This is a genomic window from Thioalkalivibrio sp. AKL17, assembly GCF_000377885.1.
GTDB lineage: Bacteria > Pseudomonadota > Gammaproteobacteria > Ectothiorhodospirales > Ectothiorhodospiraceae > Thioalkalivibrio > Thioalkalivibrio halophilus.
In genome coordinates, this window is the sequence record NZ_KB898764.1 from 624,958 (window position 1) to 645,241 (window position 20,284).

General features: G+C 67.1%; 21 protein-coding genes and 1 tRNA gene. 6 read left to right on the plus strand and 16 right to left on the minus strand.

Annotated elements, in window-relative coordinates; all coding sequences use genetic code 11:
* Window positions 1-4: 4 nt before the first annotated feature.
* Window positions 5-1,006, plus strand: a complete 1,002-nt coding sequence (gene cydB, locus D577_RS0102870) for a cytochrome d ubiquinol oxidase subunit II (protein WP_018946079.1) — start codon at window positions 5-7, stop codon at window positions 1,004-1,006.
* A gap of 236 nt (window positions 1,007-1,242) precedes the next feature.
* On the plus strand, window positions 1,243-2,607 hold the full coding sequence (locus D577_RS0102875) for a sigma-54-dependent Fis family transcriptional regulator (RefSeq protein WP_026288874.1): 1,365 nt from the start codon (window positions 1,243-1,245) through the stop codon (window positions 2,605-2,607).
* Between the two features lie 33 nt (window positions 2,608-2,640).
* On the opposite strand, the gene D577_RS0102880 is transcribed toward D577_RS0102875, so the two are convergent.
* Together D577_RS0102880 and rluB are read right to left on the minus strand one after the other, a co-directional pair.
* Window positions 2,641-3,312, minus strand: coding sequence for an endonuclease III domain-containing protein (locus tag D577_RS0102880; protein ID WP_018946081.1), 672 nt, complete (start codon window positions 3,310-3,312; stop codon window positions 2,641-2,643).
* 3 nt (window positions 3,313-3,315) lie between these two features.
* On the minus strand, window positions 3,316-4,254 hold the full coding sequence (gene rluB, locus D577_RS0102885; RefSeq protein ID WP_018946082.1) for a 23S rRNA pseudouridine(2605) synthase RluB: 939 nt from the start codon (window positions 4,252-4,254) through the stop codon (window positions 3,316-3,318).
* Window positions 4,255-4,309: 55 nt separating this feature from the next.
* Between rluB and moaB the strand changes: the two genes are divergently transcribed.
* Window positions 4,310-4,849, plus strand: coding sequence for a molybdenum cofactor biosynthesis protein B (gene moaB / locus D577_RS0102890; protein WP_018946083.1), 540 nt, complete (start codon window positions 4,310-4,312; stop codon window positions 4,847-4,849).
* Between the two features lie 54 nt (window positions 4,850-4,903).
* Here the strand turns inward: moaB and D577_RS0102895 are convergent, their stop codons facing one another.
* From D577_RS0102895 to D577_RS0102905, 3 genes are read right to left on the minus strand one after another with little or no spacing between them, the layout of a single operon-like run.
* Entirely contained in the window at window positions 4,904-6,688 is a 1,785-nt protein-coding gene (locus D577_RS0102895) for an N-acetylglutaminylglutamine amidotransferase (protein WP_018946084.1), read from the minus strand.
* A gap of 3 nt (window positions 6,689-6,691) precedes the next feature.
* On the minus strand, window positions 6,692-7,600 hold the full coding sequence (locus D577_RS0102900) for a LysR family transcriptional regulator (RefSeq protein ID WP_018946085.1): 909 nt from the start codon (window positions 7,598-7,600) through the stop codon (window positions 6,692-6,694).
* Window positions 7,588-7,968 carry a hypothetical protein gene (locus tag D577_RS0102905; protein ID WP_244263423.1) on the minus strand — a complete coding sequence of 127 codons (381 nt, stop codon included), beginning with the start codon at window positions 7,966-7,968 and terminating at the stop codon, window positions 7,588-7,590. The genes D577_RS0102900 and D577_RS0102905 overlap by 13 nt, the downstream gene beginning before the upstream one ends.
* A gap of 59 nt (window positions 7,969-8,027) precedes the next feature.
* On the opposite strand from D577_RS0102905, the gene sohB reads away from it, so the two are divergent.
* Both sohB and D577_RS0102915 read left to right on the plus strand, forming a co-directional pair.
* Window positions 8,028-9,245, plus strand: a complete 1,218-nt coding sequence (sohB, locus tag D577_RS0102910; RefSeq protein WP_018946087.1) for a protease SohB — start codon at window positions 8,028-8,030, stop codon at window positions 9,243-9,245.
* Window positions 9,246-9,311: 66 nt separating this feature from the next.
* On the plus strand, window positions 9,312-9,812 hold the full coding sequence (locus D577_RS0102915; RefSeq protein ID WP_018946088.1) for a DsrE family protein: 501 nt from the start codon (window positions 9,312-9,314) through the stop codon (window positions 9,810-9,812).
* Between the two features lie 86 nt (window positions 9,813-9,898).
* Here the strand turns inward: D577_RS0102915 and D577_RS0102920 are convergent.
* The 11 genes from D577_RS0102920 to D577_RS0102970 form a co-directional block, all read right to left on the minus strand.
* Window positions 9,899-9,975 (minus strand) — tRNA-Pro (locus tag D577_RS0102920).
* 69 nt (window positions 9,976-10,044) lie between these two features.
* A complete protein-coding gene (locus tag D577_RS0102925; RefSeq protein WP_018869324.1) occupies window positions 10,045-10,401 on the minus strand; it encodes a MerR family transcriptional regulator in 357 nt (118 codons plus the stop codon).
* Window positions 10,385-10,684, minus strand: a complete 300-nt coding sequence (locus D577_RS0102930; protein ID WP_024329755.1) for an integration host factor subunit alpha — start codon at window positions 10,682-10,684, stop codon at window positions 10,385-10,387. Before D577_RS0102930 ends, D577_RS0102925 begins: the two co-directional genes overlap by 17 nt.
* A 3-nt stretch (window positions 10,685-10,687) precedes the next feature.
* Window positions 10,688-13,054 carry a phenylalanine--tRNA ligase subunit beta gene (gene pheT / locus D577_RS0102935; RefSeq protein ID WP_018946089.1) on the minus strand — a complete coding sequence of 789 codons (2,367 nt, stop codon included), beginning with the start codon at window positions 13,052-13,054 and terminating at the stop codon, window positions 10,688-10,690.
* Window positions 13,054-14,082, minus strand: coding sequence for a phenylalanine--tRNA ligase subunit alpha (gene pheS / locus D577_RS0102940; RefSeq protein WP_026288876.1), 1,029 nt, complete (start codon window positions 14,080-14,082; stop codon window positions 13,054-13,056). The genes pheT and pheS overlap by 1 nt, the downstream gene beginning before the upstream one ends.
* Before the next feature lie 136 nt (window positions 14,083-14,218).
* On the minus strand, window positions 14,219-14,578 hold the full coding sequence (gene rplT / locus D577_RS0102945) for a 50S ribosomal protein L20 (protein ID WP_018869320.1): 360 nt from the start codon (window positions 14,576-14,578) through the stop codon (window positions 14,219-14,221).
* Window positions 14,579-14,598: 20 nt separating this feature from the next.
* A complete protein-coding gene (gene rpmI, locus D577_RS0102950; protein ID WP_018869319.1) occupies window positions 14,599-14,799 on the minus strand; it encodes a 50S ribosomal protein L35 in 201 nt (66 codons plus the stop codon).
* 101 nt (window positions 14,800-14,900) lie between these two features.
* Window positions 14,901-15,422 (minus strand): translation initiation factor IF-3, encoded by a 522-nt coding sequence (gene infC / locus D577_RS0102955; protein ID WP_077243747.1) that lies wholly within the window; start codon window positions 15,420-15,422, stop codon window positions 14,901-14,903.
* Window positions 15,423-15,437: 15 nt separating this feature from the next.
* Complete coding sequence (thrS, locus tag D577_RS0102960; protein WP_018946092.1) at window positions 15,438-17,360, minus strand: threonine--tRNA ligase; 1,923 nt, start codon at window positions 17,358-17,360, stop codon at window positions 15,438-15,440.
* 161 nt (window positions 17,361-17,521) lie between these two features.
* The gene (locus D577_RS0102965; RefSeq protein ID WP_081618797.1) at window positions 17,522-18,349 is read right to left on the minus strand and encodes a flagellar motor protein MotB; all 828 of its coding nucleotides are present in this window, start codon (window positions 18,347-18,349) and stop codon (window positions 17,522-17,524) included.
* Entirely contained in the window at window positions 18,350-19,159 is an 810-nt protein-coding gene (locus D577_RS0102970) for a motility protein A (RefSeq protein ID WP_018946094.1), read from the minus strand.
* Window positions 19,160-19,262: 103 nt separating this feature from the next.
* Here D577_RS0102970 and D577_RS0102975 point away from each other — a divergent pair, with 103 nt between their 5' ends.
* Window positions 19,263-20,258 carry a serine/threonine protein kinase gene (locus tag D577_RS0102975; RefSeq protein WP_038035946.1) on the plus strand — a complete coding sequence of 332 codons (996 nt, stop codon included), beginning with the start codon at window positions 19,263-19,265 and terminating at the stop codon, window positions 20,256-20,258.
* Window positions 20,259-20,284 lie beyond the last annotated feature (26 nt).

Consider the following 20,284-nt stretch of genomic DNA (forward strand, 5'->3'; position numbering starts at 1 on the left):
AACCATGGTCGATATCACACTGGTATGGGTCGTGATCATCGCCGTCGGACTGGTCGGCTACGTCCTGATGGACGGGTTTGACCTGGGCGTGGGGATCCTCTTCCCCTTCGCCCCCGGCGAGCAGTCGCGCGACATCATGATGAACACGGTCGCCCCGGTCTGGGACGGCAACGAGACCTGGCTGATCCTCGGGGGGGCCGGCCTGCTGGCGGCCTTCCCGCTGGTCTACTCGGTGTTCCTGCCGGCGCTGTACATCGGGGTGTTCCTGATGCTGGCGGGGCTGATCTTCCGCGGCGTGGCCTTCGAGTTCCGCTTCAAGGCGAGTTCGGCGAAATCCCGGCGCGGCTGGAACGCCTCCTTCGCGATCGGCTCGATGGTCGCGGCCTTCGCCCAGGGGGCGGTCGTCGGGGCCTATATCCAGGGCTTCCAGATGGACGGGCTGAACTACGCCGGCACCGCGCTGGACTGGCTGACCCCGTTCACGGTGCTCACCGGTCTGGGTCTGATGGCGGGCTACGCCCTGCTGGGCGCGACCTGGATGATCCTCAAGACCGAGGGTGAAACCCAGGCCTTTGCCTACCGCGTGACCCCGTGGCTGCTGGGTGCCGTGCTGGTGGTGTTCGGGCTGGTCAGTGCGATCACGCCGTTCATCGATGCCAAGGTCATGGAACGCTGGATGGGCACCTTCGAGATCCTGTGGGTCCTTCCGGCCCTGGCGCTGCTGGCGGCCTGGCAGATCCTGCGCTCGGTGCGCCGGCGCCACGAGGGGCTGCCCTTCGTGTCCACGATCGCCCTGTTCATCTTCACCTTCCTGGGGCTGATCGTGAGCAAGTGGCCGTACGTGGTTCCGCCGGACTACACCTTCTGGGACGCCGCATCCTCCCCGGATGCGCAGCTCTTCATCCTGATCGGGGCGCTGTTCATCATCCCGATCATTCTCGGCTATACCGCGTGGACCTACTGGGTCTTCCGCGGCAAGGTCACGGCGGACGCGGGTTACCACTAGCGCCGCTGCCTGACCGTTCAGGGTTTGCGACCGGGTCTTTCTCTCTCTCTCCGGACCCGGCTCGCAGGCAACCGCCCGCTGCGGGGCGGACACGAGGCGCCACGAACCTTCGGGTTCGTGGCGTTTTTTGTTTGCGGAGCACCGCAACACGATGCGGGAACATGACTCCAACCGGGAACACGGGAGATACTGCCACACGCAGGGACCCATTCCCGGACACCGGAGCCGTCAGCATCGTGAACGAAAAGTTGCCCACAGAATCCGTGCCTCAATGGACACGCGGCCTGGACCGCGACGAGGTGGTCAACATCCTCGACGTGTTTCAGGAGCCCGCCATCCTGCTGTCGCCGGACTACGACATCCTGGGCGCCAATCAGGCCTATCGGCATCTGTACGAGGTAGATGCCGGGGGCAACGGGCAACGCTGCTACGAAGCCTCGCACGACTTCCGCCGGCCCTGTGATGAAGCAGGCGAGACCTGCCCTCTGCGTGACACCCTGGCCACCGGCAAGCCCAACCGCACGCTGCACGTCCACCACACGGCTCGCGGCAAGGAACACGTGGACGTCGAGATGTTCCCGATCCACGGTTCCGACGGCAAGCTGCGCTACCTGATCGAGGTCCTGCACCATCTGCCGGTCTCGTCTCCGCAGGCCGGGGAACAGGGGCTGGTCGGACAGTCCGCCGCCTTCAACGAGATGCTGGGGCTGGTCAGCCGGGTCGCGCCCAGCGAGGCATCGGTGCTTCTGCAGGGCGAGTCGGGCACCGGCAAGGAGCTGGTGGCCCGTGCCGTGCACGACCAGAGCCGCCGCGCGGAAGGCCCGTTCGTGCCGGTGGAATGCTCCGGCCTGACCGAGACCCTGTTCGAAAGCGAACTCTTCGGCCATGAACGCGGCGCCTTCACCGGGGCCACCCATGCCAAGGCCGGGCTGGTGGAGTCCGCCGCCGGTGGCACACTGTTCCTCGACGAGATCGGCGACGTACCCCACGGGCTGCAGGTCAAGCTGCTGCGCCTGCTGGAGACCCGGACCTTCCGGCGGGTGGGCAGCACCGAACCGCGGCGCGCCGATTTCCGCCTGGTGTGTGCCTCGCACCGTGATCTCCGCCAGCTGGTCCGCGAAGGGGAGTTTCGCGAGGACCTCTATTACCGGCTGAGCACCTTTCCCATTCGCGTACCGCCGCTGCGCGAACGCAAGGCGGACATCCCGATCCTTTCCCAGGCCCTGTTCGAGCGTCTCGAACTGCCGGCCCGCCCGTATCTCAGTCCGGGGGCGCGCGAGGTGCTGGAACGCTATCCCTTCCCCGGCAACATCCGCGAGCTGCGCAATATCCTGGAACGCGCCGCGCTGCTCAGCGACGGCGAGGAGATCCGCGCGGAACACCTGGGCACCGAGGTGACCGAAGGCGTGGACGATCGCGACCTGCCGCCGCCGCGCGCGCTGGCCGACGGCGAGATCCGCCCGCTGGAGGAAGTGGAACGCGAATACCTGCGTTACGCGGCCACCGTACACCGGGGCGACCGGCGCTCACTGGCGGCGCGTCTGGGACTCAGCGAGCGCAGCCTGTACCGGCACCTGCAGCGGCTGGATGACGCCCTCTGAGCCGCACCCGCCGGTGCCACTTCGCGTGGCGCATCAGCCCGTGACAACCCCGTAACAGCGATCCCCCAGCGGGCAGCCGTCGCACAGCGGCCGTGGCCGACAGCGCTGTTTGCCGTGCTCCACGATCAGCGCATGGAATTCGTTGAACGCCACGGTATCCGCACCCAGCTCGGCCTCCACCGAGGCCCGCAGCGTCTCGTAGCCGTCCCGCGCATGCGGTCGCCCGAGGCGTTCGAACAGGCGCCGGGTGTAGGCATCCACGACGAACACCGGACGGTGGAAGGCGTACAGCACGATGTCATCGGCCGTTTCCGGACCGATGCCCTTCACCTCCAGCAAGGCCTCGCGCAGTGCTCCGGTCTCCAGCGCAGACAGCGCCTCGATCCCGCCCGTCCGCTCGAGGAACGCCAGCAGGTGCCGCAGGCGCCCGGCCTTGACGTTGTAATACCCCGACGGGCGGATCCGCTCGGCCAGTTCCTCCGGCTCCAGGGCCGCCATCCCTGCCGGCGTCAGCGCATCCGCCTCGCGCAGGGCCGCAAGCGCGCGCTCCACGTTGCTCCAGGCCGTGTTCTGCGTCAGCACCGCCCCGACCATGACCTCGAACGCGGTCTCGGCGGGCCACCAGTGCAACGGGCCATAATGCGCATGCAGCCGTTCCAGCACCGTGCGACAGTCCGGCGCCGCGGTGTCAACCCCGTCGGTCATGATTCAGCGCCCCGGCCGGCCGCGTCCGCCGCGCGCTCCCCTGCCCTGGCGCGCGCCGGGCTTGCCGGGCTTGCCGGATTTGGCGGTCTTCGCCCCGGCACCCGGACGTGACGAACTCCAGCCCTCGCCCTTGTCGCGACCCCCGGCTGCCCCGCCCTTCTTCTTTTTCGGCCGTGTGCCGCGACGTTTCTGCGGCGGCTGCAGGTTCTCCGGCACATTCAGCCCCGCCTCGCGATACAGCGCGGCCACTTCGCCCACCTCGAGGTCACGCGCAGCGCCCGATTTCAGCCCGCGCCCCAGCACCACCGGCCCGTAGCGCACCCGGATCAGGCGGCTGACCGTCACCCCGACCGCATCCCACAGCCGCCGCACCAGCCGATTGCGGCCCTCGGTCACGATCACGTGATACCACTGGTTGGCGCCATCGCCACCCCCGGCCTCCAGGGCATCAAATCGGGCCGGTCCGTCCTCCAGCTCCACGCCCTCCAGCAGCATGCGCTGCGTCTCCTCCGGCACCTGGCCCAGCACACGCACCGCGTATTCGCGCTCCATGGCGCCGCCCGGATGCATCAGCGCATTGGCCAGTTCGCCGTCGGTGGTGAACAGCAGCAGCCCGGAGGTATTGAGGTCCAGGCGGCCCACCGCCACCCAGCGCTGGCCCTTGAGCTTCGGCAGGCTGGCAAACACCGGCCGCCGGCCCTCCGGATCGGAGCGCGAACAGATCTCGCCGACCGGCTTGTGATAGGCGATCCAGCGGTGCGGATATTCCGGTCGCGTGACCACGCGGCCGCGCACCCGGATCACGTCATCCGGCCCCACGCGATCGCCCAGTCCGGCGGTGCTCTGGTTGATCTGCACCTCGCCGCGTTCGATCCAGCCCTCGATCTCGCGCCGCGATCCCAGACCGCGCGCCGCGAGGACCTTCTGTACCCGTTCCTGCATCGGCTCCTGCCACTGTTTATGATGGGCGCCCACGATACACCAACGGGAACCCGCCATGAGCCCCAATGCGCCCGAAACCGGTGACGCCGTCACCACACCGCTGAATATCGCCGTCCTCACGGTCTCCGACAGCCGTTCGGCGGCCGAGGATCGCTCCGGCGATGCCCTGGTCCAACGCCTGGAAGCCGCCGGCCATCAACTGGCCGAGCGCGACCTGCAGCCGGACGACATCTACGCCCTGCGCGCGGTAGTCTCGCGCTGGATCGCCGATCCGCGGATCGACGCCATCCTCACCACCGGTGGAACGGGTATCACCGGCCGCGACGGCACCCCCGAGGCGGTGTCGGTGCTGCTGGACAAGACCATTGATGGCTTCGGCGAACTGTTCCGCGCGCTGTCGTACGAAGAGATCGGCACCTCCAGCCTGCAGTCGCGGGCCCTGTCAGGCGTAGCCAACGGCACTTACGTGTTCGTGCTGCCGGGCTCCACCGGGGCCTGCCGGACGGCCTGGGACCAGCTGATCCGCGCCCAGCTCGACGACCGCACCATGCCCTGCAACCTGACCATGCTGATGCCGCGCCTGAAGGAAATCTGAGACGCGTAGGAGGTCAGCCCCCTGACCGATCCCCTGACCGCTCCGGCACGGCATTCAGCCATCCACGTGGACCTGCAGCCAGTACTCCAGCAGTGCCGCGTGCCACAGCTTGGAGCCCTGGATGCGGGTGAAATACTGGTCCGGGGCGTCCAGCAGTTGGTCGATGTAGGCCGGCTGATACAGCCCGCGCTCGCGCGCCGCACGCGAGTTGAGGATGTCGCGCATGAAGTCGAGGAAATCCCCGCGCACGTATTTCAGCGCCGGCACCGGGAAGTAGCCCTTGGGTCGGTCCAGCACCGCGTCCGGCAGACGGCCGCGGGCGATGCGCCGCAGCACGTCCTTGCCGCCGTCGCCCAGCTTCAGATGCGGCGGCATCGCCGCGGCGGTCTCCACCAGTTCGTGGTCCAGGAACGGCACCCGCGCCTCCAGACCGAAGGCCATGGTCATGTTGTCCACCCGCTTGACCGGGTCGTCGACGATCAGCGTGGTCACGTCCAGCGCCAGCACCGCATCAATGAACGAGTCCGCGCGGTCGGACTCCAGACGATGGAACTGTTCGCGCAGCCACTCCCCGGTCACGTCATTCGGCGGCGGATGGCGCAGCATCTCGGCCATCTCGGGGTGGTCGCGATCGAAATAGTGCCGGCGGAAGCGTTCCACCCAGTCGCCGTGGCGATCCTCCGCCATCTGCGGGTACCAGAAATAGCCGCCGAAGACCTCGTCCGCCCCCTGGCCCGACTGCACCACCTTCACGTGCTGCGAGACCTGTTCGGACAGCAGGTAGAATGCGACCGCGTCCTGCCCGAACATCGGTTCGGCCATGGCCTCCACGGCCTCCGGCAGCCGTGCGAGCACCTGGTCGTTGGGGATCAGCGTGGCCTGGTGATCGGTGGCGTAACGCTCCGCCACCGGATCGGAATACTCGAACTCGGAGCCCTTTTCCTCGGGCTGATCCTCGAACCCCACGGTAAAGGTGCGCAGATCCTGCGCACCCTCTTCCATGGCCAGCGCCACCAGCAGGCTGGAATCCAGGCCGCCCGACAGCAGCACCCCCACCGGTACATCCGCCACCTCCAGTCGGCGGCGCACCGCGCGGCGCAGGCCCGCCTCGATGCGTTCCTGCCATTCGGCGTCACTCACCGCCTCCGCAGGACGTCGGGCGTTCAGTTGCCAGTAGCACTGCTGGCGCTCCTGGCCGTGCGCATCGATGGTGATGTAATGACCGGGTTCCAGCTTGCGCACCCCCCGCAACACCGTGCGCGGCGCCGGCACCACGGCATGCAGCGAGAACAGCATGTGCAGGCCCTCGGGATCCAGCTCGGTGTCCACACCGCCGCCGGCCAGCAGGGCCGCGGTATTGGAGGCAAAACGGATCCCGTCACCGGTGCGCGCAAGGTACAGGGGCTTGATGCCCATGCGGTCGCGCGCCAGCAGCAGGCGCTGGTGTTCCCCGTCGAACAGTGCGAAGGCGAACATGCCGTGCAGCCGCGCCACCACGCCCTCGCCCCATTCGGCATACCCGCGCAGGATCACCTCCGTATCACCGCTGGAGAAGAAGCGGTGACCGCGCCCCTCGAGCTCGCTGCGCAACGCGCGGAAATTGTAGATCGCCCCGTTGAACACCAGCGACAACCCGGTTTCGGGGTCGAACATCGGCTGGTGCGCCCGCTGCGACAGGTCCAGGATGGACAGCCGCCGGTGTCCCAGCGCCACCCGGCCCGAGGCCCACAGGCCATCGGCATCCGGGCCGCGGCGTTCCAGACAGGGCAGCATGCGCGCGACCGCATCCGCGTTCGCGCGTCGCTCGCCCCAGACGAATTCTCCGGCGATTCCGCACATGGGTTATGGATCCATCCCGGTCGAAGTTGGCAAAGATTGAAAGGCCGTGCGCAGCGCGTCGGCCAGCGTCCGCCCGGCTACCCCGGCCGCGTCACCGTCGGCCAGCGTGAGATAGAACGGCACCCGCATACGCCCGCCGGCCTCCAGCACCAGTTCCGCCAGGCGACCGGAGGCCAGATCATCCGCCACACGGTCCAGCGGCACCCAGGCGAACCCGACTCCGGAACGCAGCACTTCCAGCACCGTGGACACATGCCCCACGGTCCAGCGCTGATCGGCATCCAGCCAGCCGCCTTCACCGTTGCCACGGGCACCCGAATCGCGCAGCACGACCTGGCGATGAGGCCGCAGGTCACGCCGGGTGAGCACCGCACCCGACCTCGCCAGCGGGTGCCCCGGATGAGCGACACACACCATGGTCTGTTCCCCGATTTCCTGCGCCAGGAAATCCGAGGGCACCTGGGGCGCCAGCAGCATGTCCACTCGCCCCTGCTCCAGACGCTGGGGACCGTCCTCCAGCACCACCTCGTGCAGCTGGATGCGGGTCGCCGGCTGTTCGCGCGAAAACGCCTCCAGGGCATGGATGACCCGCGCGGCGGGGATGATCTGCTCCACCGCCAGGTGCAGTTCCGATTCCACGCCGGTGGCCAGCGCGCCGGCCAGGGCCTCGATGTCCGCGGCCTCCTCGAGCAGGTGTTCCGCGCGCCGCAGCAGCGCATGGCCCGCCGGCGTCAGTTCCGCCTTGCGGCCCTGCAGCTGGAAAACCTCGACCCCCAGCTGTTCCTCCAGCTTCTGCACCGCGTGGTTCACGCTGGAGGCGCTCTTGTGCACCCGCTCGGCGGCGCGGGCGAAACCACCCGCATCCACCACCGCCTTGAGCATGCGCCACTGCTCGAGGGTTACCCGGGACATCCGCAGTCCGGGCTGTGCGTGCGCGCATGCCATTCCGCACGCATGCGCTCCACCGCCCGCGTCCCCAGCAGGACCACGTGCACGGTCGACGGATAGATGGTGCCGGCCGCCCGCCATTGCTCGGCAAGCTCGGGCTCCTCGCCCCGACGGATCAGGAAGAAGTCACGCCCCTCTTCCAGCTCACCCTCGCGGGCCCGAAACATGCGGAACGCCGTGCCCTTGGGCTGGCCGTTCCATTCGTCGACCTGACGCAGCGTCAGCACCGGAACATCGCGGTAGACCACCGGCTCGGGCTCCGCCCCCCCGGCATCCTCGCAACCATGAAAACGACCCGGAGCGCGCGGGTCCCAAGCGTCGGAAGCAATCATGGTGGCATTATGGCACGCACAGACGATGCGTCGACCACCCGCCGACCCCGAGGAATCGCATGGAACTGCTGCAGGATTTCGGACTGTTCTTTGCCAAGGTCGTCACTGCCGTCATGGCGGTGCTGATCCTGATGAGCGCCTTTGTCGGGCTGATTGCCCGCAGCCGCGAGCGCCGGCCCGACCAGCTCAACGTCAAACGCCTGAACGACCGCTACGCCCGCATGGAAAAAACCGTGCGCCGCGCAGTGGAAGGGCCGCGCACCCGACTGCAGCGCCTGCGTGACCGCCTGCGCCGGCGCCGCCAGCCCGGACACCCCTTTGATGGCAACGGCCAGGGCAACGGGACCCCCGATGGCGGGACCCCCGATGGATCGACGCAATCCGCCGGGGTAAGCGACGCCGACACCGCCGAATCGCCGGCCGACCCGTCCGGTTCTTCCGCGCCCGGGGGAAACCCGGTCAGCGAATCACCAACCGTGGTCGAACTCGAACAGGAAGAGGCCCCGGCGCCGCGGGTGTTCGTGCTGCGCTTTCAGGGCGACATTCGGGCGTCGGCGGTGGACAACCTTCGCGAAGAAATCACCGCCGTGCTCACCCTGGCCGAGCCCGGCCGCGATCAGGCCGTCGTGTGCCTCGAGAGCCCCGGGGGAATGGTACCCTCCTACGGCCTCGCGGCCTCCCAGCTCGTCCGCCTGCGCGAGGCCGGGCTGGATCTCACCGTGGTGGTCGACCGCGTGGCCGCCAGTGGCGGCTACATGATGGCCGCGGTCGGTCATCGCATCGTCGCCGCCCCGTTCGCCATCCTCGGCTCCATCGGGGTGGTGGCGCAGATCCCCAATCTGCATCGCTGGCTCGACCGCCACGACATCGACTTCGAACTGCTGACCGCCGGGGACTACAAGCGCACCCTGACCGTATTCGGCGAAAACACCGACGCCGCCCGGCGCAAGTTCCAGGATCACCTCGACGAAACCCACGAACTGTTCAAGCAGTTCCTGCAGCGATACCGCCCGCAGCTGGAACTGGACCGGGTCGCCACCGGCGAACACTGGTACGGGGACCAGGCCCGCGCCCTGGGGCTGGCCGACGAGATCGGCACCAGCGACGACCTGTTGATGAAACTGGCGCGCGAGGCCGAGGTCTTCGAGGTCTCCTATACCCGCGCGCAACCGCTTGGTCGACGGGTCGGCATGGCCGCCGAACAACTGCTGGAGCGCGTGCTGCACGCCCGCAGCCCCGAAGATCACGCCCGCGGGCCGGGCGAGCCGCCACGCTGACGGAATGGATCCGGCCCGTCCATGCGTCTTGTTGGTATCGCCAGCCACATTGCAAGGGAGAACGTGATGTCCGCACATGCAAGCCGTATCGGTCCCCTCGCCAGCCTGGTGGCCGGGGCACTCCTGCTGGGCGCCCCGCTTACCACCCCGGCACAGGACGACATGCCCTGGGGCTCCGCCGAGGTCAACCAGAAGGAGTACGAACCGGCCCGCGTGGTGTATGACGTGGCCGTGGATACCGCGGACGAGATGGATTTCGTCCTCGACCGCGTCAGCATGCTCAACAACGTGTACGAGGCCGATCCGTTCGATTCGCACATCGTGCTGGTGCTGCACGGCCGCGAAGTGCCCTTCTTCACCCGCGATCAGTTCGATGAACATCGTGACCTGATGCGCCGCGCCGAGTCCCTGACCCGTGCCGGCAACATCGACATCCGCATGTGCGAGGCCTCCGCCGCCCTGCGCGGCATCGAGCCCGAGGACGTGCACGGGTTCGTGGAGATCGTCCCCATGGCGGACTCCGAAATCATCCATCTGCAGCAGGAAGGCTATTCCTACATGCAGTAAACCGATCCCGGCCGACGCCGAACCCGTTCGGCGCGCACAAAAAAGGCCGCCGGGGACTCCCCCGGCGGCCTTTTTACTGTCCTGTTTGGTCGGGACGGCAGGATTTGAACCTGCGACCCTCTGCACCCCATGCAGATGCGCTACCAGACTGCGCTACGCCCCGAACGCGACATATGGTAATCGAGAGCGGCCATTCGCGAAAGGGGGCGAACAACCCCGTCTTCCGCGTGTTTCAGTTCCGCAGCACCTTCAGTACCGATTCCAGTTCCTGAATCGTGTCCTGGATGATCTGCTGGGCCTGCTGGTGATCCTCGCGCGCCTCGTCCCCGGAGAGCTTCTGCCGCGCGCCACTGATGGTATAGCCTTCTTCGTACAGCAGCGCGCGGATCTGGCGGATCAGGATGACATCCTGACGCTGGTAGTACCGGCGGTTGCCGCGCCGCTTGACCGGCTCCAGCATCGGGAACTCCTGCTCCCAGTAACGCAGCACGTGCGGCTTGACCAGGCACAGCTCGGCGACTTCCCCGATGGTGAAATACCGCTTGCCCGGGATCGCCGGCAGCTCCTGGTGGTTACTCGCTTCCAGCATAGCTCTCGACCCGTTCGCGCAGTTTCTGGCCCGGGCGGAAGGTCACGACCCGGCGCGCGGAGACCGGGATCTCTTCCCCGGTCTTGGGATTGCGCCCCGGGCGCTGGTTCTTGTCGCGCAGCACGAAATTGCCGAACCCCGAGAGTTTCACGCCCTCGCCGTCTTCCAGCGACTGACGCATCTCCTCGAAGAACATTTCGACGAATTCCTTGGCCTCGCGCTTGTTCAGGCCCAGTTCCTCGTTCAGCGTGGCGGCCAGATCCGCCTTGGTCACAGCTGCCATCGATCAGTGCCTCAGGGTCGCATTGAACCGGCTTTCGAGGTGCGCCACCACCGCATCGGTCACGGCGGTCACATCGGAGTCATCAAGCGTGCGATCAAATGCCTGCAAAATCAAGCCCAGAGCCAGACTCTTCTCGCCCGGATTCAAGCCCTTGCCCTGGTAGACATCGAACAGCCGGACGTCACGCAGCAGCTCCAGCTCGAGTTCGCCGATCGCCGCCAGCAGATCCCCGGCAGGCACGTCCTCCTGCACGACCAGGGCCAGATCCCGCCGGATCGAGGGATAAGCCGACAAGGGCCGGAACTGCGCTACCGGGTCGGTACTGACGGTCCGTGCATCCAGGTCGAACAGGAACACCGGGGCCCCGAGGTCGAAATGTTCCGCCAGCGACGGATGCAGCTTGCCCACCCAGCCGATCGGCTGTTCGCCGGCCAGCACACGGGCACTCTGACCATCGTGCAGCGCGGGATGCTTCTCCGCGCGGAAGCGCAACGGCTCCGCCAGGTTGCCGCAAAGGGTCTCCACCTCGCCCTTGGCGTCGAAGAAGTCCAGCTCGCGGGATGCCGTCTCCCAGTGCTCGGGCATGGCCCGTCCGCTCAGCAGCCCGGCCAGCCGGGGTTCCTGGGACAGGCCGGAGGCCCCGGGCACGAAACGCAGGCCGTGTTCGAACAGCCGCAGGTCGTACTGCTGCCGGGCCGTATTCCAGGCGGCCGTGCTCACCAGCCCCGGCCACAGGCCGGGGCGCATCACGCTCATGTCGGAGGCGATGGGGTTGGCCAGCGCCAGCGGCTCCACCTCGGGATAGAAGCGCTGCGAAACCTCGCGGTCGATGAAGCTGAAACTGATCACCTCGTGGAACCCGCGCCGGGTCAGACCTTCCCGCAGCGCCTTCAGGCCACCCGGCGGCGTCACCGGCGGCACCGCGCCCGGCAGGGTGCGCGGCAGACGGTCATACCCGTGCACCCGCGCCAGTTCCTCGATCAGGTCTTCCTCGCGCTCCAGGTCGAAGCGCGCACGCGGGGCCAACACCCGCCACGTGCCATCGCCACCGGGCTCCACCACGCAGTCCAGCGCCCGCAGGATCCGCTCCACCTCGCCGTCGTCCAGGGCGACCCCGAGCAGCCGCTCAATACGTCCGGCGCGCAGGGTGATCGGCCGTTCATCGTGCGTCGAGGGGATGTCGCCGACCGTCTCCACGGGCCCGCAGGCGCCGCCGCAGATCGCCAGCAACAGCTCGGTGGCCCGTTCCATCGCGCGCGGCACCAGGGTGGGATCCACACCCCGCTCAAAGCGATGCGACGCATCGGTATGCAGCCCGTGTTCGCGAGCCCGGCCCGCCAGCGCACGCGGCGCGAAATGGGCACATTCCAGGACCACCCGGGTGGTGTCGTCATCCACCGCCGAAGCGGCTCCGCCCATGATTCCGGCCAGCGCCAGCGGTTGGGTCTCTCCGGCGATCACCAGATCCCGCGCCGACAGCTCCACCGTCTGCTCGCCGCCCAGCAGGGTCAGGGACTCGCCCTCGCCGCCCCGGCGCACGCGAATCACCTCGTCGGCACGGTCGGCATCGAAGGCATGCAGCGGCTGACCCAGCTCCAGCATCACGTAGTTGGTCACGTCGACAATCGCGGAGAGCGGGCGCACCCCGGCCCGGCGCAGGCGTTCGGACATCCACAGCGGCGTGGGTGCCCGGGCATCCAGACCCTCGAGGATCCGCCCCGAATAGATCGGACAGGCCTGCGCATCGTCGACGGTCACGCGCACACGTCGATCCAGCGTCGCCTCCACCGCGGGCGCCGGGCGGACCTGCAGCGGCCGGTCCAGCAGGGCCGAGCACTCGCGGGCGATCCCGCGCATGCCCAGACAGTCCGCGCGATTGGGCGTCAGGTCGACCTCCAGCACATGATCATCCAGCCCCAGCGCCGTGCGCAGGTCGCTGCCGACTTCCAGGTCCGCGGGCAGATCCAGGAGGCCCTCGGCGTCCTCGGCCAGGCCGATCTCGCGTGCGGAACAGAGCATCCCTTCGGAGGCCACGCCGCGCAGCTTCGAGCGCTTGATGCGGAACTCGCCCGGCAGCTCCGCCCCGACCACCGCGACCGGCGCCACCATTCCCGTGTAGACATTGGGTGCGCCACAGACGATGTTCAGCGGTTCCGCCTCGCCCGCCTCCACCTGACAAACCCGCAGGCGGTCGGCATCCGGGTGCGGCTCCACGCTGATCACCCGGCCGACCCGCACGCCGTGAAAGACCGGCGCCGCCGCTTCGATGGCGTCCAGCTCCAGCCCCGCCATGGTCAGGCGGTGCCCGAGCTCCCGCGGGGTCTCGTCGATCTGCAGCCAGTCCTGCAGCCATTCCATACTGATGCGCATTAGCCTGCCTGCCCGAATTGCCGAATGAAGCGGATGTCGTTGTCGAAGAACAGCCGGAGGTCATTGACCCCGTGGCGCAGCATGGCCATGCGTTCCACGCCCAGGCCAAACGCGAACCCGGTGTATTCCTCCGGGTCGATCCCGACGTGACCCAATACGTTGGGATGCACCATCCCGCAGCCCATCACCTCCAGCCACCCCGTGTGCTTGCACACGCGACAGCCTCCACCGCCGCAGTGCACGCACTGGATGTCCACCTCGGCCGAAGGCTCGGTAAACGGGAAATACGATGGCCTGAAGCGCGTGGCCAGATCGTCGCGCTCGAAAAAGCCCCGCAGGAACGCATCCAGCACCCCGCGCAGATCGGCAAAGGTGATGTCACTGTCCACGCACAGCCCCTCGATCTGATGGAACATCGGGCTGTGCGTCAGATCGGAATCGCAACGGTAGACCCGCCCGGGCGCGATCGCGCGCAGAGGAGGTTTCTGCTGTTCCATCGCCCGGATCTGCACCGGCGAGGTATGCGTCCGCAGCACGCGGTGGGCATCGAAGTAGAACGTGTCGTGCATCGCCCGCGCCGGATGATGCGCCGGGATGTTCAGGGCCTCGAAATTGTGGGTGTCGTCTTCCACCTCCGGGCCCTCCGCCACGCGGAACCCGAGACCGGCGAAGAAATGCTCGATGCGTTCGATGGTCGAGGTAATGGGATGCAGCGCCCCGCCGGCGGGACGGCGCCCCGGCAGGGTCACGTCCACCCGCTCGCGCGCCAGCTGCGCCTCGCGCTCGACCTCGGCAAGCGCCGTCCTGCGCGCCTCGATGGCCTCCGCCACCCGTTCCTTGGCCGCGTTCACCGCCTGCCCCGCGGCCGGCCGTTCTTCCGCCGGCAGCCGGCCCAGCTCCTTGAGCTGCGCGGTCAGCACACCCTTCTTGCCCAGATAGTGGACCCGGACATCATCCAGCGCCTTCAGGTCCGTGGCGGCCTCGACCCGCGCCAGCGCCTCGTCGGTCAGCTCCTGCAATTGCTCCACGTACTGCCCCCTTTGCAAACAAAAAAGGGAGGGCCTGAACCCTCCCCTTTCGGGATCCCCGCATGATCCGGGGTTGCCGGCCTTTCCCGCCCGCGCTCCGGCGGGCCGTCGAGGCCGGCGATGATCCTGCGGGATCTCAGGCCGCCTGAGCGGCTTTCGCCTGTTCGGCCAGCTTGCCGAAAGCGGTCAGATCGTGCACCGCCAGATCGGCCAGCGACTTGCGGTCGATCTCGATGCCGGCCTTCTTCAGCCCGCTCATGAAGCGGCTGTAGGACAGGTCGAACTGCCGCGCGGCGGCGTTGATGCGAACGATCCACAGCGAACGGAAGTCGCGCTTTTTCTGGCGACGGTCACGATAGGCGTACTGGCCGGCCTTGATGACCGCCTGGTTGGCAACGCGATAGACGTTCTTGCGTGCCCCGTAGTACCCCTTCGCCTGCTTGAGGACCTTCTTGTGACGGGCGTGAGCGGTTACACCGCGCTTGACTCGTGGCATATCTCGATTCCTCGGTCAGTTCAACGATGGTTGGGCAGCATCTTGCGCACGGCGGCCGTGTCGGCCTCGTGCACCATCGCCGGGCTGCGCAGGTGACGCTTACGCTTGGTGGACTTCTTGGTCAGGATGTGGCTGCGGTGCGACTGGAACCGCTTGTACTTTCCCGACCCCGTACGGGTGAAGCGCTTGGCCGCACCCCGGTTGGTCTTGATCTTGGGCATTTTCTTCTCCGGCATTTCGGACCGGTTCCCCGCAGGGCCGGTCGTTTGTGAAAAGGGCGATCAGGTATGCGGAAACCCGCCGCCCCTTGTCGATGTCCGCCCTACTGCTTCTTGCGGGCCGACATCACCATGATCATCTGGCGTCCTTCCATTTTGGGGCGCTGTTCCACCACCGCGATGTCGGACACGTCCTGTTCGATCTTGTCCAGCAGCTGATTGCCCAGCTCCTGGTGGCGCATTTCGCGACCACGGAAGCGGATGGTGACCTTGGCCTTGTCACCCGCCTCGAGGAAGCGCCGCAGATTCCGCAGCTTGACGTTGTAGTCGCCCTCGTCCGTTCCGGGACGGAACTTCACTTCCTTGATCTGGATCTGCTTCTGCTTTTTCTTGGCTTCCTGAGCCTTTTTCGACTGTTCGAACTTGTACTTGCCGTAGTCCATGATCCGGCAGACCGGCGGCTCGGCATTCGGCGAGATCTCCACCAGGTCCAGGCCGGAATCGCGGGCCATCTCGAGGGCCTCGTCGCTGGTGGTAATCCCCCGGTTCTCGCCTTCGGCGTCGATCAGCCGGATTTTCGGGCTCGTAATCTGATCGTTCAGGCGAACGGTTTTCGCTGCGCTAATGGCCTTTTCTCCAGTTCAGGTTCCGGTGCCCCGGCTGGCAACCTCTTTCCCGAGGCGTTCGCTCAGTTCGTCCAGGGACATGGTGCCGAGGTCTTCCCCGTCGCGGGTACGAACCGCGACCTTGCCCTCTTCCATCTCCCGGTCTCCGAGCACCAGCAGGTACGGCACGCGCTTAAGCGTGTGCTCGCGGATCTTAAAGCCGATCTTTTCGTTTCTCAAGTCGGGCTCGACCCGAAAGCCCTGCTCGCGCAGGCGCCGCGCCACGTCCCGGGCGTAATCATCCTGGCGTTCGGTGATGGTCAGCACCGATGCCTGCACCGGGGCCAGCCAGGTCGGGAAATGCCCGGCGTAGTGCTCGATCAGAACGCCGAAGAAGCGTTCCACGGAGCCCAGCAGGGCGCGATGGATCATGATCGGCCGCCGCCGCTCATTGTCTTCGGCGACGTACTCCATGTCGAAACGCTCGGGCAGATTGAAGTCGAGCTGAATGGTGGAACACTGCCACTGGCGACCGATCGCGTCGTGGATCTTGATGTCGATCTTGGGACCGTAGAACGCACCGCCACCTTCATCCAGGGTGTATTCCAGCCCCTTCTTCTCGATCGCGCCGCGCAGGGCCCGGGTCGCGTGATCCCAGATCTCGTCCGACCCGACCGCATCATCCGGCCGGGTCGACAGGTTCACGTCGAAATCCTCGAAGCCGAAGGTCCGCAGGGTCTCCAGCGTGAGGTCGATGACGCCCATGACCTCGTCCTCGATCTGATCCTCGCGACAGAAGATATGGGCGTCGTCCTGGGTGAACCCGCGCACGCGCATCAGGCCGTGCAGCGCCCCGGACATCTCGCGCCGGTACACCGTGCCCATCTCGCCCCAGCGGATCGGCAGATCACGATAGGAATGCAGCCGGTCCTTGTACATCAGCACGTGGAACGGGCAGTTCATCGGCTTGAGCTGGAACGCCTGGTGCTCGTCCTGCATCGGCTCGTACATCGAGTCGGCGTAAAACTCGGCGTGCCCGGAGGTATGCCACAGCTCCAGATTGGCGATATGCGGCGACACGACGAAGTCGTAGCCGGCCTTCTCGTGCATCTCGTACCAGAAGTTCTCGATCTCGCGGCGGATGCGCGCGCCCTTCGGGTGCCAGAACACCAGGCCGCCGCCGGCCTCGTCCTGGATGGAGAACAGGTCCAGCTCCGCGCCGATCTTGCGATGGTCACGGCGTTCGGCTTCCTTCAGGCGATGAAGATGCTCCTCCAGCTGCTGCTTGTTCGGCCACGCGGTGCCATAGATGCGCTGCAGCATCTCGTTGTCGGAATCGCCGCGCCAGTACGCCCCGGCCACGCTGGTCAGCTTGAAGGCCTTCAACTTGCCGGTGGACGGGATGTGCGGGCCCCGGCACAGGTCGATGAAATCGCCCTGACGGTACAGCGAGATGGTCTCGCCCTGCGGGATGGATTCGATGATCTCGGCCTTGTATTCCTCCCCCATGTTGCGGAAGTACTCCACCGCCTCGTCGCGGTCCATGGTCGAGCGCTCCACCGGCAGATCCTGCTTCGCCAGCTCATTCATGCGCTTCTCGATCTTTTCCAGATCTTCCGGCGTGAAGCCGCGGTCATACGCGAAGTCGTAGTAGAACCCGTTCTCGATGGTCGGGCCGATGGTCACCTGGGCATCGGGAAAGAGTTCCTTGACCGCCTGCGCCATCAAATGCGCGGTGGAGTGGCGGATGATCTCCACGCCTTCCGGATCGCGGTCGGTGACGATCGCGACCTCGGCGTCGTCATCGATCTCGTGGCGCACGTCCACCAGTTCGCCATTCACCTTGCCGGCGACGGCAGCCTTCGCCAGGCCGGTGCCGATGTCCTTCGCCACGTCCATGATGGTGACGGGTTGATCGAACTCGCGGCGGCTGCCGTCGGGGAGGGATACTGCAGGCATTGCGAAACTCCTTCGCCGACCCATACGCGGGGTCGAACGTCGCTGATTCAGAAAATGAAAAGGGTTCGGACAACCGAGTTGCAGAGGTTATCACGAACCCCGCACAAACCGACACGAATCCCTGCCCGCAGCGGGGCGGGGGCCCCCGGCCCGTCGGCCCCTCACCCTTCGGGCACGGCCTGGTCCAGCGGTACCGGCGCATCCGGCCCCGAGTCCCCACCGATGATGTCGGTCGACCCCCCGCCCGGATCGGCGTCGTCATCGTCCATAAGCAGCACGTCCACCCGCCGGTTGCGGGCGCGGCTTTCGGCATCCACGTTCGGGCGCAGCGGGCGGGTATCCGCATGGCCGGTCGCACGCATGCGGGCCGGCTCCACCCCGGTGCCCTCCATCACGTGCACCACCGAGACCGCCCGCGCGGTCGAGAGGTCCCAGTTGGAGCGGAAACGTTCGCTGCGGATCGGCAGATCGTCGGTATGCCCGGCAATCACGATCTGGCCCGGGGTCTCGGCCAGCACCTCGGCCACCCGTTCCAGCACCGGCACGAAGTCCACGTTCAGATCCTTCTCCCCGATCTCGAAGGCGGCCTGCTCCTCGAAGCGCAGCAGGATACCGGCGTCTTCTTCCGCCATGTCGATCAGCCCCTGCTCGAGCTCATCCTGCAGGGCCTCGCGCAGGGCCTCGGTGATCTCGTCCTGCTCGCGGTATTCCGGTTCGGGTTCCGGCTCCTCGACGGTGCGCGGCTCCGGCGAGCGGCCTTCGAGGTCGATAACGGTGGGTTCCGGAATGGCGGGCACTTCCTCCTGCACCTCGGTGGAGCCCAGCACCTCGCGCAGCGAATCGGCCATCTGCTCGTACTTCTCCGCATCGATGGTGGAAAAGGCGTAAAGCATCACGAAGAACACCACCAGCACCGCCATCAGATCGGCGAAGGTGGTCATCCAGCGCGGTGCGCCACCCTCGCCTTTCTTGCTCCTGCGCACGGCCATCTACGAAGACGAACCCTGAGGCTGCCCCTCGGCCTGTCCCTGCTTTTCGAGCTCCTCGGCCGCCTTCTCGCGCTGCTTGCTGGGCAGGTACGGGAGCAGCATCTCCTCGATCATGCGCGAATTGAAGCCCTGGTGGATGCAGTTGACGGCATCCACGATCAGGCTCCGAGTGATGTGCTCGGAGCGCGCCCGCATCTCCAGATTGTCCGCGATGGGCAGGGCCACAAGCTGCGCGAAGATCGCGCCGTAAAGGGTTGTCAGAAGGGCCACGGCCATGCCGGGGCCGACCGCTTCGGGGCTCTCCAGGTTGCCCAGCATCTGCACCAGCCCCACCAGCGTTCCGATCATGCCGAAAGCCGGCGCCTGCTCGCCGATGGACCGGAACACCTTCTGTCCGGTCTCGTGACGCTCCAGCGACAGCTCCAGATCCTCGCGCAGCACGTGCTGGATACGCTCGGGCTCGAAGCCGTCCACCGACAGCTGCAGGGCCTTGGCGTAGAACGCGTTGGGGGTCTCCTCGTCCTCCAGTGCCAGCAGCCCCTTCTTGCGCGCGACCTGCGCCAGTTCCTTGGTGCGCTCGATCAGCGCACGCGGGTCATCCTCCTGGTGATAGAGGGTCTTCACCGCCACGCGGAACGAGCTCATCACGTGGCGGAAGGGGAACTTGATGAACGTAGCGGCCATGGTGCCGCCAAACACGATCAGCACCGCCGGCAGGTGCCAGAAATCCGCCGCCTGACCGCTCAGGACAATGGCGCCGAAGATCACGCCCAAGCCCAGCACCACGCCGAAAAGGGTTGCCTTGTCCAAGTGGGACTCCGCAGAAAAAGACCTGGATGGAATGGCGTCATCCTAATATATGCGCTCGACCCGTGCGCGGCCGCACGGGTCGCGGCTGTGTCACAATCGCGCCATGAGCAGCCACCCCTACGACGCCCTGACCCCCGAAAGCATCCTGGATGCGGTGGAATCCACCGGCCTGCGCTGCGACGGGCGGCTGCTGGAGCTCAATTCCTTCGAGAACCGGGTCTACCAGATCGGCACCGAGGGGGACGACGGCCGCTCGATCCCGGTGATCGGCAAATTCTACCGCCCCGGGCGCTGGTCGGATGCCGCCATCCGCGAAGAGCACGCATTCGCCCTCGAGCTGGCGGCGGCGGAGATCCCGGTGGTCGCCCCCCTGCCCGATGCCGACGGCGAGACCTTCCACGAACACGCCGGCTTCCGCTTCGCGCTGTATCCGCAGCGCGGGGGCCGCAGTCCCGATCTGGAACAGCCCGAGGTGCTGGAACGCATCGGACGCTTCATCGGCCGCATCCACACCGTCGGCGCCGCCGCCCCGTTCCTGCATCGCGAGGCCATGGACCTTACCGGTCTGGCCACCGCGGCCCGCGAGGATGTCCTGTCCGGCGAGCATCTGCCGCCGGAGCTGGTATCGGTCTATCGCGACCTCAGTGCCGATCTGATCGAGCGTCTGCGGGACTTCGAGCCGATACTGGGCGAAGTCCCGGCGATCCGCCTGCACGGCGACACCCATCGCGGCAACCTGCTGTGGACCGACGCCGGGCCGCATTTCGTCGACCTCGACGACGCCCGCACCGGGCCGGCGGTCCAGGATCTGTGGATGTTCCTGTCCGGCGATACGCCGACCATGACCGGACAGCTGCTGGACCTGCTGGAGGGCTACGAGGACTTCCGGCCGTTCGACCGCCGCGAGCTGTCCCTGATCGCACCCCTGCGCGCGCTGCGGATTCTGCGCCATGCAGCCTGGCTGGCACGCCGCGCCGACGACCCGGCCTTCGTCCAGGGCTTCCCGGTGTTCTACACGCCCCGTTTCTGGGAGGAGCACATCCTCACGCTGCGCGAACAGCGCGCAGCCCTGGACGAGCCGCCCCTGGCACTGCCCTGAGCCGGGCCGCTTTCCGGCTCGGCCGC